We start from the raw sequence: 16,275 nt of genomic DNA, 5'->3' as shown, positions 1-16,275 counted from the left end.
TCCTCCTCAGGTGCCGACGCCGGGACGCTGCCACGGCAGGAACGCGTTGGGCGCCGACCGCATCGCCGCCCGCAGCTCCGGGTAGTGGCGCAGGATCACCGAGGCCATGGTGTTGTCCGCCAGCCACGCCATGCCGGGCACCGTGTAGACCGCCGGGGTGAAGTCCCGCGTCAGGAACCGGTCGCTGTTGAGCCGGCGCGACGCCATGAGGATGAAGATGCGGAACGCGGTGTCGCTGAACGCGAACCCCTCGGGCAGGCGCTCGGCGAACAGCCCGACCATGAGGTCGACCTGCTCGACGTCCCCGCCGTAGAGCCGCGACACCTGCCGGGCGAGGTCGCGGTCGCCGGTGAGCTCCTCGAAGGTCGCCGGCGCCGGCATCCGCAGCAGCCGCCGGAACTCGCAGTATCGGGGGACGCCGAGCTCCCGGTGGCGCAGGATGTCGACGGCGGCGAGGTCCATGACCCTCCCGTCCGGTCGGTGGAACTCCTGCAGGGCCCTCGGGAAGTTGTGCAGGGTCACCACCCCGGGGTGCTCCGTGCCGAGGGAGTACAGCAGGTCGGCGATCGGCACGGTGTCCAGCACGGCCAGGGACCCCGGGCCGGCCAGCTCCTGCAGGCTGTAGGGCTCGGCGCGGTGCCGCCGGTCGTCCTCGTGCGAGCGCAGGTCGAACAGGTCGGGCATGAGTGGGTGCATGCGGTAGACGGCGGTGAACTCCTCGGTCAGGGAGTAGGGGACGCCGTAGTCCCGGGTCGGCGACCCCGGGATGCCGCTGACCAGCTCGCTGTCGCTGAGCCGGCCGAACACGGTGCTCAGCCGCTCCCCGGCCAGGCCCCACCAGTTCGCCCGCAGCGCGGCGACCGTGGTGGGGTGGCTGATGACGGCGGGCGTCCACTCGACGGTGTGGATCTTGGCGGTCAGCGCGGACACCACGAGCCGGGCGCGCTGGAAGAGCTCCTCGTCGCCCCACCGGGGGAACTCGCCGGCCAGCATGTCGCACACGGCGTTGTGCTCGCGCGTGAAGAGGGTCTGCAGCGGCACCAGGCCGAGCCAGAACCCCGGCTCCTCGAGCGTCGGGTGGTCGCTCCTGGGCGTCGGCAGCATCCCGTTGGCCTCGACGCGCAGCTTGCCGCCCTCGAACGCCCGGGCCTCGCGCTGCTGCTCGGCGGTGACGCCGTAGATCTGCGAGGCGTCCCACCAGTGGGTGCAGGTGTTGACCGACGTCCGCGGTGAGGAGGTGTCGGGGCGGGTGGGGTCCTCGGGCGTCCGCATGATGAGCATCGGCCGCTCGGGCCACGGGTCGTCGTCGGCCAGCTCCACCCGCCACGGGTCCTCGGTCGGGCTCTTCCCGTGGCTGAACCAGTCCCGGATCATCCACTGCAGCCACGGGGCGACGAGCGCGTTGACCGATGTCGCGGGGATGAGCTCGTCCCGGGTCATCAGCTGCCGGCTGACCTCGCGCGGGCTGGGCTCGACGACCTCGGCCGGCGCCGGGCGGCGGGCCGCGGTGAGGGGGACGTTGCGCCCGAAGCGGGAGCCGGCCATCCCCGCGGCCGGGACCGCGAGGTCGTTGTAGCTGCCGTCCACCGTCCGCGCGGTCAGGACCTGCGGGTCGAACGGGGGGACGGCCGGGGCGTGCGTGGTCGGCAGCGCCCCGGTGTCGTGCAGGTTGTGCCGGCGCAGCGCCTCACGGAGCCCGGCGATCACCGCGAGCCCCAGGGGCACGGGCAGCCGGTCCCAGCCGAACGCGCGGTCCAGTGCCCGGGCCGCCGCGCGGAGGGCCCGCCACGGCAGACCCGGCCGGTAGCCGTGCGGGACCGGGGCGGCGGCCGGCGGCACGGCCGTCCGGGGTGCCCGAGGCCGGAGCTGCCCGGTCCTCGGGAAGGCCCTGGAGTGCCTGGTCCGGGGTGCCGTGGTCGTGGGCGCCTTGGTCATGGGTGCCTCCTCGGGAGTGGGTGTCGGCCATGTGCTGCCGCGGGTGCCTCACGGGTCCAGCGGCCCGAGCCGGGCCAGCTCTTCGGAGGGCTGGGCGGCCAGCTCTCCGATACCGGTCAGGGCGCCCTGGTCGTCGGGGGTCCCTGCGCCGTTCCGGGCGGGCCTCGCGCGCCGCGGCAGCGTCATGGACCCGGTCGACGGCGAGCTCCGGCCCACGCAGACCCGCAGGTCAGGCAACAGGGCCTGACCCGACCGGACGGCGACGCGGGCGTCGTACCCCGAAGCCGTCCCACGACGAGGTCGCCCCATCGACACCTGACCGACGTCGACCCGGCCGACGTCCACTCGTGCGATGACGGCCTGCTGGACCTGCGCTTCCACGTGCGCCTCCTGGGTCTGTCTCGGGCCGTCCGCGGGCCGGCGGGCGGGTCAGCGGGAACGGAAGAGGCGGCGCGGCGGGGGGCGGCGCCGCCCGCCCAGGTTCGCCAGCGCCAGCACCAGGTTGACCGCGGAGATGGCGGTCGCCATCGCCCCGGCACGCCGGGGCAGGTCGCCCCGGCGCCAGGCCAGGAACGCCGAGACGGTGTCGCTGCCGTGGACGACGGGCGCCAGCTGCTCGGCGTGCCACCGCCGGCGGGCGTCGCGGTCGAGCAGCTCGGCGCCGATGAGCACCGTCCGGATCCCGAACATCCGCAGCGGGTAGCGCATCCCGGGCTGGACGGCGGGGTCGATGTCCAGCCGGCGGATGACCAGGCCGGGGGCGAGCAGGCCCGCCGTCCCCATCGTCAGGCGGACGCCGGCGAGCAGCACCCGGGCGAGGTCGGTCCCCGACGTCATGACGCGGCCCTCCCGTCGGCCACGGGTCCGGAGGCGACGTAGTGCAGGGCGCGCAGACCGGGCAGGAAGAAGTAGCCGCCGCCGCGGACCCGCACGAACCGGGGCAGGTCGAGCAGCCGGTGGCGGACGGGGGTGGCCGGGACGACGAACACCCCGCCGTCGTCGGGCGGGTGGTGGCCGGTGATCGGGTCCGGGCTGTCCTGGAGGCCGGCGAACGCCGGGTTGTTCAGCCAGGTGTGCTGCACGAACTCGAACTGCCGGCCGAGGTTGGCGTTCAGGCAGAGGAAGTGCAGCCCGCGTTCGACGTCCGCCCCCGCCGGGTCACCGCCGTCGCCGGCCGCCGGCGCGGGGCCGTACTGCCGGCCGCGGCGGATCAGCCGGTGCCGGTCGTTCACCCGGACGGCGGCCTCGGACCCGGGACGCGGGTCGAGCGAGTCCCGGGGGTTGGCGCGGCGGACGTGGGCGCCGATCGGGCAGCCGAGGCCGAGCGCGTCACCGTCGCGGTGGTAGCGGAAGCCGTTGTCCCCCGCACGGGTCTCGTCGTCGTGGTCGGGACTGACCGTCAGGGACGTCCCGCTGGGCCACCGTCCCACCATCTTCGCGGCGACCTGCTCGGTGGGCAGCCCGGTCCGGGCCGCCCACCGCCGCGCGTGGTCCCAGAAGGCGGGGGCGTCGACGGCCAGGGTCCTGGCCACCAGGTACGTGCCGTTGCGGCCGAGGTCGACGCTGCCCGGCGTCTCGGCGTCGGGCGCGGGAGGCAGCAGCCGGAGGGGGTCGGCCGCTGCCGGCAGCAGGGGGCGGCCGGTGCGCCGGCCGTAGGCGTTCGGGTACCCGAGGAGGAACTCGCCCAGGGCCACGCCGCCGTCGGCGCCGCTGCCGTGCAGGCCGGCCACCGCGGGCTGGGAGATCCCGTCGGCGAAGCCGAGGTGGTCGTGCCGGGTGAGGGTCGTGGTCGGGAGCGTGGCGGCCTCCTCCAACCCGTCGGCCGGGAGGAGTCGGTGGACCTCCTCGGTGTGCGCCCGGAGCTCCGGGGCCGACGCCGCGTAGAGGAGCAGCAGGACGTCGACGCGGCGGGTGGCGGGGCCGCCCCACGTCCAGGTCGAGGGGGCGTGCTCGCCCTCGTCGCCCAGGAAGGCGCTGCGGGTGGGGGTGGTCATCCCGCCGGCGAACTCGAGCGAGAACTGGTCCAGCGCCGCCTGCGGCAGGCCCAGCCGGGCGAGGCCGCCGTGGCTGAGGGCGACGTTGAGGGCCCGGCTGCCGTGCTCGGCGGCCATGCTGGTCACCCGGGGGAGGAGGTCCGCGAGGAACGCGCGACCCGCTGCGCCGTCGTCCACCCGCAGACCGAGGAACACCGCCTCGGGGAGCCGCCCGTACCCGCTGCCCACGATCCCCTGGACGTCGGCGAGGTCGACGTCGCCCCCGCTGCGGGGAGCGGGGCGCGGTGCCGGCGCGGCCGGCCTGCGGGCGCCGCGGTCGACCCCGGGAGGCGCCGCGCTGCGGGTCGGTGCCATGTCCGTACCTCCGGCTGTGCGGGTGCGGCGGTGGTCAGAGCAGGGTGAGCCAGTCGCGGGCCTCGTCGTCCGACAGCGTCCGGCGGGCCAGTCCCCGGCGGATCGCGGCGTTGGAGCCGGCGTTGAGCGCGGTGAGGTCCTCGTAGGCCGACCACCAGACGTGGTTGAGGGCCTGGTGGTTGCGCAGGTGGTCCTTGAACCGCTCCTCGTCCCGGGCGCCGCGCCACAGCAGCAGGACGGTCCGGGGGTAGCCCAGGCCGTTGCTGAAGATGGCGTTGAGACCCCAGGCGACCTTGTCGATGAAGTCGTCCATGTAGCTCTCGAGGCTGCCGTCGTAGGTGCTGAGGAAGACCATGCGCTCGGGGGAGAGGTAGACCCACCGGGCGAAGTGGATGGTCGTGACCCCGGCGAGGCTGCCCCGGTTGAGCACGTGCCGGACGGCGTAGCTGATGGCGAACAGGACGGTGCGGGTCAGCGCGGCCCGGAAGGTCCCGGGCTTGAGGAACCCGACGGCGGCGAACGGGTTGTGGGCGACGTGGTCCTCGCTGGCCCGGAGGCGCTCCACCACGGCGGGGTCGGGGCGCTGCCGGTCGGGCACGTCGAGCGCCTCGTGGAGGAGGAGCAGCACGGCCACGACGGGCAGGGCCAGGAGGACGACCGGGAGCAGCGGCAGGAGGAGCGCCGGGACCGCCACCAGGTGGGCGAGCTCCCGAGCCCGCCACCACGCGGGTGGACGCCGTGCGGGCACCACCCCCGCGCGCAGCTCCGGGTCGGTGAGGGCGTGCCGGCGCAGGACCGCGTGGATCTGCGCCGGCGGGAGGTCGACGAGGCCGTCCCGGTGCTCGTCGAGGTAGGCCTCCAGGCCCCTCCGCAGCCGGGCCTCGGTGCGCACCTGCGACACCCCGCGTCCCACGGTGTTCACGTAGAACGCGGCCTCGGGGATGCGGTGTGCCCGCAGCCACGCCGTCCGGCTCGCCGGGTCCGGCCGGGTCGGGTAGTCGGGGCAGCAGGCGAACGCGCGGTCCAGGCCCGCCCCGGAGACGTCGGCCAGCGCCTGGAGGTGGGCGTCGGCCGCGCCGTCGAGGTCGGCCGAGTAGAGCAGGCTGGGCCCGACCTGCGCCCCCGAGGGGCTCCGCCCGCCCTCCAGCAGCACCAGCCGGGCGAAGTGCAGGCCGGCGAGCCGGTCGAAGGCCAGGGCCGCCCGGCCGGGGCCGGCCAGGTCCGCCAGCGCCGCCGCGGCACGTTCGTGGTGCTCGGGCGGCAGCGGGGCGAGGACCGTCACCGCGGACTGCTCGGGCATGGGGGACCTCCGATCAGCCGCCGGAGCCGGCGCGCGGACCGACGGCGGGAACCCGGCGCGCCGGCTCCGGCGGCCGGTCCTCGTCGGCGAACACCTCGCTGCCGTCGGGTTCGACGTGGGGGACGGCGTTCATCGACTGGCGCAGCTCGGCCAGCTCCGCGTACATCCGGCGCCGCGCCCGGTTGGAGTTCCCGAGGGGACGGTGCTCGGGCAGGCTGTGCCAGGGGTTGAAGCGCAGCACGTCGGCGAAGGCCAGCTGCGCGTCGCTGTCGAAGCGCTGCGCCGGGAGCCGCAGCCGGGCCACCGGCACGTACGGGGAGAGCCGCTCCGGCCACTTCACGGTGGCGTCCTCGATCGGCATCCGGTGCGGGTCGGTCTGCACCTGCACCATGAAGTCCATCTCCCAGTCGCCCCGGGCCAGCGTGGCGACCATGGCCTCCCGCAGGTGGTTCTCGGCCGGGTGGGCGGGGATCCTCGTCCGCCCCCGCTGCCGGGGCTTGAGGGAGTACTCGACCGCGCGGCCCTCCCCGAGGAGGAACGGCACGTTGCTGTAGTACTGGACCTCCAGCGGGTTGGCGTGCATCGGGCTGTAGAGCAGCTGCATCGCCAGGTGGAGCAGGTGCCGGCCCGGTGGGTCGACCAGGTAGCCCAGGTAGGCCTTGGCGCGCACCCACCGCTGCATGCGCGCGTTCTCCCGGATGTCGGGGGTCACGAAGCTGGCCGGGGAGACCAGGATCAGGTCCTGGGTGCGCTGCTCGTCCGGGAGGAGCTTCGGGCCGTCCACGCCCATGACCTTGATCGCGACCGAGCACTGGCCGAGGTCCTCGAGGTCGGGCGGAGCGTAGGGCCCCGGTCCGGAGAAGCGGATCCAGGCGGGGAGGGTGCGGGGGGAGCCGAACAGCCCGTGCCGCAGCTCCTCCGGCACGTCGGGCAGGACGGTGAACTCGCCCCGGAGGACCCCGAAGGTCTTGGTGTTGCCGAACCGCTGCGCCGCGCCCGGCAGCCAGTTCTCGCGGGTGAAGGCGCGCAGCTCGTCGATGATCTGCTGGGTGTACCGCTCCTCGTCCGGCAGCGGCTTCTCCTCCGCCAAGGCGAGGTGCTCGTCCCTGCGCAGCAGGTTCTGCAGGCCCTGCAGCAGGGCGAACAGCGGGGGACGCAGCCACCGGTCGAAGGGCTGGCGGTAGAGGAACTCGATACGACGCTCGAGGCGCCACGCCCAGACGAACAGGTCGCTGAGCGGGCGGAGGACGAAGAACGTGAACGGACCGTCGGGGTTCATGGCGAGGGCCTCGGGTCGGGAGGGAGGGGTCCGTCGGCGGGGCGACCGCGAGCCGTCAGGGCTGCTGCTGGCGCAGCGTGAACCAGCCGACCCGGCGCCTCCACAGCCAGACGACGCCGAGGTACAGGTCGGGGGCCACGAGCCGGATCTCGTCGCGCACCATGCGCGCCACGACCGACGTCCGCGAGTAGTCGATGAGGACGCACGGCTCGCCGTCGACCCAGCTGCGGTCGGAGGACAGCAGGGCCCGGATCGCCCTTGTCCCCAGCGGCCCCACCAGGTTCTGCAGGGACCCGCCCGAGGCCTCGGTCTCCTTGCCCTTCCACACGAGGAGGCCGATCAGCCGGGCCAGGGGGCCGCAGGCCGGGGTGCCCGGGAACACCAGCCCCGTCCCGGGCAGGCGTCCCCGCGGGACCTCCCCGGCGGGGCTGGACCGGAACAGCAGGTCCAGCTCCCGGTCGTCCATCCGCTGCAGGGCCCGCTCGTCGAGGACGTCGTCCCGGACGGCGCGGGTGGTTCGGAGCGTCACGGGGGCCTCCGGCGGGGAGAGGGGGGTGCAGGACGGGCGCCGGGCCGCGGGCGTGACCGGTCCGGGCGACGACCCGGACGGTCCCGACGGGCGCACCGGGCACCGCGAGCTGGTCGCGTCGCGGTGAGGAGCACGGGTGCACGGTCACCCCCCGGGCGGGCTCGGCCGACGTCCGGGCCCAGCATCTCGGTCCCACGTCACCGCGGCGTCACCGCCAGAGGCGCGGGGGACCGGGCGACCACGGGTGCCGCTGGGCCGGCAGGCTCGCCGGCCCGGGCTCGGCACCGCCGCCGAGGTGGCGGCGATGCCCTGCTGCCAGGCGCAGGCCACTGCCGGCTCTCCGGAGGGTGCGTTGGGTGCTCGCTGATCGCGGCCTGGGGAAGGGGGTCTCGACGAGAGGTCGGGCGGGGGGCGTCCGGCTTGGTGATCATGTCCTCTCCCCCTCGCCCGGGGAGGGACGTCTCGGCGCAGCGCGAGCACGCCGTCGGGCTGTGGAGGTGGTTGAGAGCTTCGTCGAGGCGCCCCACGTCTCTGCGTCGGGGCCCGGCCATCGTCGGCGCCAGGCCGTCCCGGTGACGAAGCCCTGGCATCACCGCTGCCGGAGCGACCCGGATCGGGACTGTGACTCGATGGGACCTGACGGACACCAGGGCCGGCGTCCGGACGTGGGCCCTTCTGCTCTCGGTCCCGGTGACGGTGCGGTGTATCTGTGGCGTCCGCACGCGCTCTCTCAAAGAGACACGGACGAATCCGAAGGCGAGCACGGAGGTGTCCCGCGTGGCTACCGGATCACCGGCACGGATCGGCCTCCTCGACGGGTTCTCGCTGGAGGGGAGGACCGGGCCGGCCTCCGGGAGCGGCCGCGCCCTCACCCCGGGCCTCCAGCGGCTGGTCGCCCACGTCTGCCTGTCGGGGAGGGCCGTCCGCCCCGCGGTCGCCGGCCTGCTGTGGCCCGACGTCCCCGAGGAGCAGGCGCAGGCCAGCCTGCGCTCGGGGCTGTGGCGGGTGCACAAGGCCGTGCCGGGCCTCGTCGAGGTCTCCGGCGAGGTCCTGTCCCTGGCCGCCGGGGTCCGCCTGGACGTCCGGGAGCTGCGGGAGTGGGCCCGGCGCGTCGCCGACCCCCGCGCCGGGATCGCCGACGTCGCGGTGCCCGACGTCGCCCTGCGGGGCGACCTCCTCCCCGGCTGGTACGACGACTGGGTCCTGCTGGAGCGGGAACGGCTCCGCCAGCTGCGCCTGCACGCCCTGGAGGCGGCCGCCGACCGGCTCGCGGCGGCGCGGCGGCACGGCGAGGCGCTGCAGGCCGCCCACGCCGCGGTCCGCGCCGAGCCGCTGCGGGAGAGCGCCCACCGCACGCTGGTCCGGGTGCACCTCGCCGAGGGCAACGCGGGCGAGGCCCTCCGGGCGTACCGGTTGTTCGCCCACCTGCTCGGGCAGGAGCTCGGCGTCGCGCCGTCCGAGCAGATGACCCGGCTCGTCCGGGGCCTGCCGGCCGACCGGCCGCGCCGTGTGGCGTGACCGCCGTCCCCGGATCGCGGCAGCGGCGGCGGCTCGGGTGGCGACGGCCGGCGGGGGGCCGGACCGTCCGGGCCGGCCGGGAGGCGGCCCGGAGGGCCAGGGGACGACGACCCTGGCCGCTCGGAGTCCGCGGTCGGATGATCCTCGCGGCTCCCGTCGGCTCCGATGCCGACGCCCGCGTCCGACGGGAGGGACGACGTGAGGGGCTACGTGCTGGTCGCCGCCGTGGTCGCGGGCAGCGTCCTCCTCCTGTTCGGACTGGGGGAGTGGACCGACTGGCCACTGCTGACCGATCCCTCGCCGGTCATGGACGGCGCCGGCGTCGCTGCGGCTCTCCTCGGCCTCGGGCTGCTGACCTCGGACGTGGTCCTGCCGGTGCCGTCGAGCGTGGTGATGGCGGTGCACGGAGCCCTGTTCGGCGTCGTGCCCGGCGCTGCGCTGTCCCTGGTCGGCGGGGTCTCGGCCACCGTGGTCGGCTTCGGGGTGGGACGTCGCGGTCGGCGCGTCCTCGAGCGCCTGACGACGTCCGACCAGCGGATCCGCGCCGATCGGCTGCTCACGCGCTGGGGACCGTGGGCGGTCGTCGTCAGCAGGGCCGTCCCCGTGCTGGCGGAGACGGTGGCCGTCCTCGCGGGGACGTCGTCCATGCGCTGGCCGGTCCTGGTCCTGGCCGGTGCGGCAGGGACCGCCCTCCCGGCGTGCCTGTACGCAGCCACGGGGGCCGGCGCGGGCACCGCGGCGGGCACGGCGCTCGCGGCCGGCCTCGGGCTGGCTCTCGCGGCGGCGCTGGCCGCCGCCGGCGGCCGACTCGACCGGTCGTCCCCGCCCGCGCGCCGCTCGGAGGTCCGGTGACCGCGCCCGCCGGTGTCCACCCCTCGCCCGCGGAGGTCCCGACGTGATCGACACCCGCGAGGAGCTCACGGTGGCGCTGCACGAGGCCGCCGAGCTCGAGCACGGCCTCATGATCCAGTACCTGTTCCCGGCGTTCTCGATGAAGAAGAGGCTGGACGAGGGGCTGACCGCACCCCAGCAACGGGCCACCCGCTCGTGGGCGGGCACCATCCTGCGGGTCGCGGTCGAGGAGATGGGTCACCTCGGCACGGTGTGCAACCTGCTCGCCGCGATCGGCGAGGGCCCGCACTTCGACCGCCCGAACTTCCCGCAGCCGTCGGGGTACTACCCGTTCGACTTCGCCCTGGTGCCCTTCTCCGACGAGGCGCTGTACCGGATGCTCGTCTTCGAGCTGCCACAGGGGGAACCACCGCCACCTCCGCCCCACGCGCCGGGAGCGGGTGACCTCCTCCAGGGGTCCGCGGAGGCGTTCGCGGCGGCGCCGGAGCCGTTGGTCTACGAGTACGTCGGGGAGCTGTACCGGCAGATCGCCGAGGGCTTCGGGCGGATCGACGAGCGCGAGCTGTTCATCGGTCCCCGTGCCGCCCAGGTGGACGACTCCTGGTCGACCGGCCTGGACATGCGCCAGGTCGTGGACCGGGCCTCGGCGCTGGCCGCCATCGACGACATCGTCGTGGACGGGGAGGGGACGCCCACCGGCCGGAGCGACTCCCACCACGGGCGGTTCTCCCGGATCCGGCGGGAGTACGCCGACAGCGGCTTCTTCGCGGCGGCGCGTCCCGTCGTCGTCAACCCCCGGACGCGACGCCAGCGGGATGCCCCCTCCGGTGCGACCCTGATCGGCGACGAGGTCACCCGCCGCGTCGCGGAGCTGTTCAACGGCGCCTACGGGGCGGTGCTGCTGATGCTCGAGCAGTTCTTCGGCTCGCCGTCGGCGACCCCGGAGCAGCGGGCGGTCCTGCGCGCGTCGACGAGCCGGATGATGAGCGTGGCGATCCGGCCGCTCGGCGAGGTGCTCACCGAGCGGCCCGCCTTCGGGCCCGGGGACCCCGCGACCGCCGGCGCCCCGTTCGAGATCTACGACCGGGAGTCGGTGTCGCCCTTCCCGTCCGCCCGGTGGACGATCCTGCTCGAACGGCTGCAGGCGGTCGTCGACGACGCCCGGTGCCTGGGCGAGGTCACCCCCCGGGTCGCCGCGATCGGGGACACGGTCCGGTACGTCCGTCGCGGCCTCGCGGAGGTGGCCGGGTGATCGACCTCGTCTTCCACGGCTGGTTCCAGTGCCGGCTGGCCACCGACCCCGATCCCTACGACGAGCCGCGCGGGGTCTCCGGCTACGTGCACGCCTACGCCGGCGAGCCCGACCTCGACCGGGTCCTGCGGATGCGCACGCCCCCCTTCGTGCGGGCGTACGGGCCCTCGGTGGGCGTGACCGTCGAGCAGGTCTGGGAGAGGGGACGACGGCAGCCCGGCCACCCGCTGGAGGGAGCCGTCGTCGACCTGCTCGACGGGCCGCGGTTCGAGGGACGCAACGGAGCGATCGCCGACGACGGCTTCGAGCCCATCTGGCCCTTCGCCCTGCGGGTCACGCAGGGGCCGTTCGCGCTCACCCGCCGCGCCGTCGCCGCGGATCCCGACGAGCCGTTCGCGGGCCTGTTCGGCGGCGGTCCGGAGCGGGCCCCGCTCGACATCCGGGAGGCGACCGGGATCGGGGACCTGGCGAGCCTGTGGCGGGACAGGGTGTCCCGGCTGCGCACCGACGTCGGGACGGCGGCGGAGCCGGAGCGGACGGCCATCGAGGAACGCCTGGAGTTCCTGGAGCGGAACCTCGCGGCCCTGGGGGGAGGCGCGTCCCGGTTCTTCGGCGCGCGGGTCAGGTACGCCGTCGCGCTCACCTCCGCGCCCGTCCTCGAGGACCCCGACCGGTGGCTCGCCCCGTCGGTCGACCCCACGAGCGCCTGGTCGGTGGAGTTCTGGCTCGGTGGCTGGGACGCCGACGTGCTCTGCGGCTTCTGCCGCGGGCAGCTGCGGCTGCCCACGGCGCAGGACGGTGCCGACCACCGGGCCGGTGCGTCGCTGCGGGTCACCGACCGCCGCCCGTGAGCGGACCCGGCACCGGCTCCCGTCACGACCACCCGTGACGCCGCCGTGACGAGGTGGTGACGCGATGCCAGCACACTCGTCCCGGTCTCTGCGAGGAGGCCAGGATGGCAGTCGCTCCCGGTCCGGCCGGCCGGCCACCACCGGCACACGAGGGTCACGGGGGCCACATGAGCCTCATGGTGGCGACCGCGCCGGAGTCGTTCAGCGCGCAGTCCGAGCCACTGGCGCCGACCGGGTGGACGGCGACGGCCTGCGACGCCTCCCGCGCCCACCCGGTGGGCAACCTCCTCGACGGCGACCCGGGCACGATGTGGCACTCCCGGTTCGAGGGCACGCCGGCACCGCTGCCGCACACCGTCACCATCGACATGACCGCACCCCGGGACGTCTCCGGCCTGCGGTACCTGCCGCGCCAGGACGGCACGCCGAACGGGAACATCGGCCGGTTCAGCGTCTCCACCAGCCTCGACGGCGCGGCCTACACCCTCGTGTCCGCCGGGACGTGGGCGGACACGGCAGCCGAGAAGGCCGTCGCCTTCCCACCGCACTCGGCCCGGTACGTCCGCCTGACGGCGCAGACGGAGGCCGGCGGTCGCGGGCCGTGGTCCTCGGCCGCGGGGATCGTCGTGCTGCGCGGCCAGGTCGCCCCGCCCGAACTGCCGCGGGTCGGCTGGACCGCGACGGCCAGTGACGCCTCACCCGGCTTCCCGGCGGGCAACGTGCTGGACGGGGACGCCGCCACGATGTGGCACTCCCGGTTCGAGGGCACGCCGGCGCCGCTGCCGCACTCGATCACGATCGACATGCAGTCGGTCCAGGACATCGCGGGGCTGCGCTGTCTGCCGCGCCAGGACGGCGACCCGAACGGCGCCATCGGGCGGTACTCGGTCGCCGTCAGCCGGGACGGGGCGACCTTCAGCGCCCCCGTCGCCACGGGTACGTGGGCCGACAGCGCCCTGGAGAAGACCGTCCTGTTCCCCGCCGTCTCCGCCCGGTACGTCCGGCTGACCGCCGAGACGGAGGCCGGCAATCGGGGGCCGTGGTCGTCGGCGGCGGAGGTCGCCGTGCTCGGCGCGGTCGCGCCTCCGGTCCTGCCACGGACCGGCTGGTCGGTCTCGGCCAGCGACGCGAGCCCCGGGCACCCCGCCGGGAACGTGCTGGACGGGGACCCCGGCTCCTTCTGGCACTCCCGGTTCGAGGGCACGCCGGCACCGCTCCCGCACACCGTGACCATCGACATGACGGTCCACCGGGACGTCTCCGGTCTGCGGTACCTGCCGCGCCAGGACGGCACCCCGAACGGGAACATCGGCGAGTACACGGTCACGGTGAGCGCGGACGGCGCGACCTTCTCGGCACCGGTCGCCACCGGCACGTTCACCGACTCGGTCACCATGAAGCCGGTGCGGTTCCCCGCGGTCCCCGCGCGGCACGTCCGCCTGACCGCGATCACCGAGGCCGGCGGCCGCGGTCCCTGGTCGTCGGCAGCCGAACTCCAGGTCCTCGGCGGGGACCGGCGGGCCACCTACGCCGGCAGGTGGGGCCCGACCATCTCCTTCCCGATCGTCCCCGTGTCCGCCGTCGTCCTCCCCGACTCCAAGCTGCTGACCTTCTCCGCGTACGCGCCGATGGCCTTCGACATGACCAGCACGGTCACCCAGGTCGCCGTCTACGACCTGGCGACCGGCGAGGTCGGCCAGTCCTCGCACATCGACGTCGGTCACCAGATGTTCTGCACCGGCCTGACGCTGCTCCCCGACGGGAGGGTGCTGATCAACGGCGGGAGCAGCAGTGGCGCCACCACCATCTACGACCCGTTCGCCGACACCTGGACGCGCGGCCCGCTGATGACCATCCCGCGCGCCTACCAGGGCAACACCCTGCTGTCGGACGGCCGGGTCTTCACCATCGGAGGGTCCTGGCACGACCGCGCGGGATCCAAGCACGCGGAGGTCTGGAGCCCGAACGGCGCGACCGGCTCGTGGCGGCGGCTGGGCGACGTGCACGTGGACGGCATCCTGACCGACGACCCCGACGGCGTGTACCGCGCCGACAACCACGCGTGGGTGTTCGGCGTCTCGAACGGCGACGTCTTCCACGCCGGTCCCAGCCGGCGGATGAACTGGATCACCACCAGCGGGAACGGCTCCATCCGCAGCGCCGGGACCCGGGCCGATGCGCCGGACATGATGAACGGCAACGCGGTCATGTACGACGTCGGCCGGATCCTGGCCGTCGGCGGAGCGCCCGGCTATGACGACAGCGCCGCGACCAGCCGGGCGTACACCATCGACATCACCGGCGGCCCCTCCGCGCCGGTGAGGACGGCGCGGGTGCCGGACATGGCCCACCCGCGGTCGTTCATCAACAGCGTCGTGCTGCCGGACGGCTCGGTCGTCGTCCTCGGTGGGCAGGCACACGCCAAGGCGTTCACCGACACCGGCGCCGCCCGCGCGCCGGAGCTCTGGGACCCCGCGACCGGCGAGTTCACGATCCTGGCACCCGAAGCGGTGCCGCGGACCTACCACAGCGTCGCCGTGCTGCTGCCGGACGGGCGGGTGTTCTCGGGCGGCGGTGGGCTCTGCGGCACCTGCACCACCAACCACCCCGACGGCCAGGTCCTGACGCCGCCCTACCTCCTCGACGAGGACGGCTCCGAGCGGGCCCGCCCGGTGATCGTCACCGCGCCGGCGAGTGCGCGTCACGGCTCCACCATCACGGTGCGGACCAGCGGCTCGACACCGCGGTTCTCCCTCGTCCGCACCTCCGCCGTCACCCACTCGGTCAACACCGACCAGCGCCGCGTCCCGCTGGCCGCCTCCACCGCCGACGGGGTCACCTACACGATGCGGATACCCGGTGACCGCGGCGTCGTCCTGCCCGGGTACCACCTGCTCTTCGCCATGACGGCCGACGGCACTCCCAGCGTCGCGAGGTTCGTCCTCATCGCCTGAACCGGGCCTGGTTGCGCGTCGACGGCACCTCGTCAACGGGTGGTGGGCACGACCGCGGTCAGGTCATGTCGACGGCGATCTTCAACTGCCCCGGCCGGGGGGCGATGGCGGCGCTGAAGGCGGCCTGCACCTCGGTGACGGGGTGGACGTGGCTGACGAAGCAGTCCTGCAGACCCGGGTGTGCCGCCAGGTGGGTGCCGGCGTCGGCCAGCACCCGGCGCCGCTCCCAGGTCACCCCCGAGCGCAGGGTCAGGTTCTTGCGCAGGAGGCTCATCATGTCGATCGGGTAGACCGGGTCGTCCGGGACGCCGAAGTAGTAGACCTGACCGCCGGGGGCCACGGCGTCCAGTGCCGGCTGCAGCGTCGAGATCTGGTGGCCCACCGCCTCCACGACCACCGAGGGACGGTCGGCGTCGGACAGGGAGCCCGCCCACCGCTCGGCGCGGGCGGTGACGACCTCGTCGACGCCGAAGGCGGGTGCGACGTCGGTGCGGTCGACCGGGTCCACGCCGGTCACCCGGCCCGCGCCGCGGGCCTTGAGGACGTGGCTGAACAACAGGCCGATCGGGCCCTGGCCGATCACCGCGACCGACTGCCCCGAGACGTCACCGAGCTGCTCGACGGCGTAGAGCACGCAGGCCAGGGGTTGCAGCATGACCGCGGTGGGGGGCGGCAGGGCGGTGTCGTACCGGGCCAGGCCGTCGCCGTCGCTGACCACGAGCTCGGCGATGCCGTCGAACATGGAGGCCCAGCCCACGACGAGGTCGCCGGGGGAGTGGTCGGGGTGCCGGCTGGCGACCACCTCGCCGACGATCTCGTGCATCGGGAAGCCCGGCGCCCGCGTGGCGCCCCAGCCGTCCTCGGCGGCCGGGTGCGGCCACACGGCACCGCGGAAGTTGGGCAGGTCGCTGCCGCAGATGCCACCGGCACGAGTGGCCAGCAGGACGTGCCCGGGGGGCAGGGCAGCAGGGTCCGGGGCCGCCACCTCGACCTGCTCGAAGCGGAAGGGACCGCTGAGTGTCTGTGCCCACATGGCTGGTCTCCGTCCTGCGGTGCGTGCTCGTGGCCGGGGGCTGCCGGCGACGGTCCGGTCGACGTGGGTCCGGGTGACGGCTCCGCCGGGCGACGTCCCCCAGCCTGGCAGCATCGCGGCGGTCGAGCGCCGTGGCCAGTCGTGGACGTACGGCCCTCGCTGCGCCTCTCCCGGCCGAACGCCACGGAGACGGCCAGGGCGAGACGGGTCCGGTCCGCCAGCTCGAGCCGAGTCGCGCCTCGACCGGCCGCCGGGTCGGCAGTCGCCGGGACCCCGCACCGGTTCGATCCGGTCCCGGCTCACTGGAGCACCCTCGACGGGCCGGTGACTGACTGACAGGGTCGCTGGCGCACCCCGGGTCCCCACCGGATCACTGCCATGCCGGCTTGCTGGAGGTCACAGCCAGACTGAGTTCTGCAGGATC

General features: G+C 74.9%; 13 protein-coding genes. 5 read left to right on the top strand and 8 right to left on the bottom strand.

Annotation, left to right across the window (positions count from 1 at the left end):
• Nucleotides 1-6: 6 nt before the first annotated feature.
• The 7 genes from ACI79C_RS18335 to ACI79C_RS18305 are packed head-to-tail and all read right to left on the bottom strand — an operon-like array spanning nt 7 to nt 7,391.
• The gene (locus tag ACI79C_RS18335; RefSeq protein ID WP_456947115.1) at nt 7-1,935 is read right to left on the bottom strand and encodes a peroxidase family protein; all 1,929 of its coding nucleotides are present in this window, start codon (nt 1,933-1,935) and stop codon (nt 7-9) included.
• A gap of 48 nt (nt 1,936-1,983) precedes the next feature.
• Nucleotides 1,984-2,316: a hypothetical protein gene (locus tag ACI79C_RS18330; protein WP_456947114.1), complete on the bottom strand. Its 333-nt coding sequence runs from the start codon at nt 2,314-2,316 to the stop codon at nt 1,984-1,986.
• 48 nt (nt 2,317-2,364) lie between these two features.
• Entirely contained in the window at nt 2,365-2,772 is a 408-nt protein-coding gene (locus ACI79C_RS18325; protein WP_456947113.1) for a hypothetical protein, read from the bottom strand.
• Nucleotides 2,769-4,283: a Dyp-type peroxidase gene (locus ACI79C_RS18320; protein WP_456947112.1), complete on the bottom strand. Its 1,515-nt coding sequence runs from the start codon at nt 4,281-4,283 to the stop codon at nt 2,769-2,771. The genes ACI79C_RS18325 and ACI79C_RS18320 overlap by 4 nt, the downstream gene beginning before the upstream one ends.
• Nucleotides 4,284-4,317: 34 nt before the next feature.
• Nucleotides 4,318-5,583 carry a hypothetical protein gene (locus ACI79C_RS18315; RefSeq protein WP_456947111.1) on the bottom strand — a complete coding sequence of 422 codons (1,266 nt, stop codon included), beginning with the start codon at nt 5,581-5,583 and terminating at the stop codon, nt 4,318-4,320.
• A gap of 13 nt (nt 5,584-5,596) precedes the next feature.
• Nucleotides 5,597-6,862, bottom strand: a complete 1,266-nt coding sequence (locus ACI79C_RS18310) for a catalase family protein (RefSeq protein ID WP_456947110.1) — start codon at nt 6,860-6,862, stop codon at nt 5,597-5,599.
• A gap of 55 nt (nt 6,863-6,917) precedes the next feature.
• Nucleotides 6,918-7,391 carry a hypothetical protein gene (locus ACI79C_RS18305; protein ID WP_456947109.1) on the bottom strand — a complete coding sequence of 158 codons (474 nt, stop codon included), beginning with the start codon at nt 7,389-7,391 and terminating at the stop codon, nt 6,918-6,920.
• Nucleotides 7,392-8,168: 777 nt separating this feature from the next.
• On the opposite strand from ACI79C_RS18305, the gene ACI79C_RS18300 reads away from it, so the two are divergent.
• The 5 genes from ACI79C_RS18300 to ACI79C_RS18280 all read left to right on the top strand — a co-directional run bounded on the left by ACI79C_RS18300 (nt 8,169) and on the right by ACI79C_RS18280 (nt 14,818).
• Entirely contained in the window at nt 8,169-8,909 is a 741-nt protein-coding gene (locus ACI79C_RS18300) for an AfsR/SARP family transcriptional regulator (protein ID WP_456947108.1), read from the top strand.
• A 198-nt stretch (nt 8,910-9,107) separates the two neighbouring features.
• Nucleotides 9,108-9,761, top strand: coding sequence for a VTT domain-containing protein (locus ACI79C_RS18295; RefSeq protein ID WP_456947107.1), 654 nt, complete (start codon nt 9,108-9,110; stop codon nt 9,759-9,761).
• Between the two features lie 43 nt (nt 9,762-9,804).
• Entirely contained in the window at nt 9,805-11,013 is a 1,209-nt protein-coding gene (locus ACI79C_RS18290) for a ferritin-like domain-containing protein (RefSeq protein WP_456947106.1), read from the top strand.
• Nucleotides 11,010-11,864 carry a hypothetical protein gene (locus ACI79C_RS18285; protein WP_456947105.1) on the top strand — a complete coding sequence of 285 codons (855 nt, stop codon included), beginning with the start codon at nt 11,010-11,012 and terminating at the stop codon, nt 11,862-11,864. Before ACI79C_RS18290 ends, ACI79C_RS18285 begins: the two co-directional genes overlap by 4 nt.
• Before the next feature lie 104 nt (nt 11,865-11,968).
• Complete coding sequence (locus ACI79C_RS18280) at nt 11,969-14,818, top strand: discoidin domain-containing protein (protein ID WP_456947104.1); 2,850 nt, start codon at nt 11,969-11,971, stop codon at nt 14,816-14,818.
• A gap of 58 nt (nt 14,819-14,876) precedes the next feature.
• Here ACI79C_RS18280 and ACI79C_RS18275 read toward each other — a convergent pair whose 3' ends face one another.
• On the bottom strand, nt 14,877-15,851 hold the full coding sequence (locus ACI79C_RS18275; RefSeq protein ID WP_456947103.1) for a zinc-binding dehydrogenase: 975 nt from the start codon (nt 15,849-15,851) through the stop codon (nt 14,877-14,879).
• Between the last annotated feature and the right edge of the window lie 424 nt (nt 15,852-16,275).

The sequence above is a fragment of the Geodermatophilus sp. SYSU D00697 genome (genome assembly GCF_054050175.1).
Note: the sequence above shows the minus strand (reverse complement) of the source record. Positions and strands in the feature narration are given on the sequence as shown.

Excerpts from the sequence above, each read along its gene's own strand:
- ACI79C_RS18335 (WP_456947115.1), bottom strand. The coding sequence starts at position 1,935 with ATGACCAAGGCGCCCACGACCACGGCACCCCGGACCAGGCACTCCAGG.
- ACI79C_RS18325 (WP_456947113.1), bottom strand. The coding sequence starts at position 2,772 with ATGACGTCGGGGACCGACCTCGCCCGGGTGCTGCTCGCCGGCGTCCGC.
- ACI79C_RS18320 (WP_456947112.1), bottom strand. The coding sequence starts at position 4,283 with ATGGCACCGACCCGCAGCGCGGCGCCTCCCGGGGTCGACCGCGGCGCC.
- ACI79C_RS18315 (WP_456947111.1), bottom strand. The coding sequence starts at position 5,583 with ATGCCCGAGCAGTCCGCGGTGACGGTCCTCGCCCCGCTGCCGCCCGAG.
- ACI79C_RS18310 (WP_456947110.1), bottom strand. The coding sequence starts at position 6,862 with ATGAACCCCGACGGTCCGTTCACGTTCTTCGTCCTCCGCCCGCTCAGC.
- ACI79C_RS18280 (WP_456947104.1), top strand. The coding sequence starts at position 11,969 with ATGGCAGTCGCTCCCGGTCCGGCCGGCCGGCCACCACCGGCACACGAG.
- ACI79C_RS18275 (WP_456947103.1), bottom strand. The coding sequence starts at position 15,851 with ATGTGGGCACAGACACTCAGCGGTCCCTTCCGCTTCGAGCAGGTCGAG.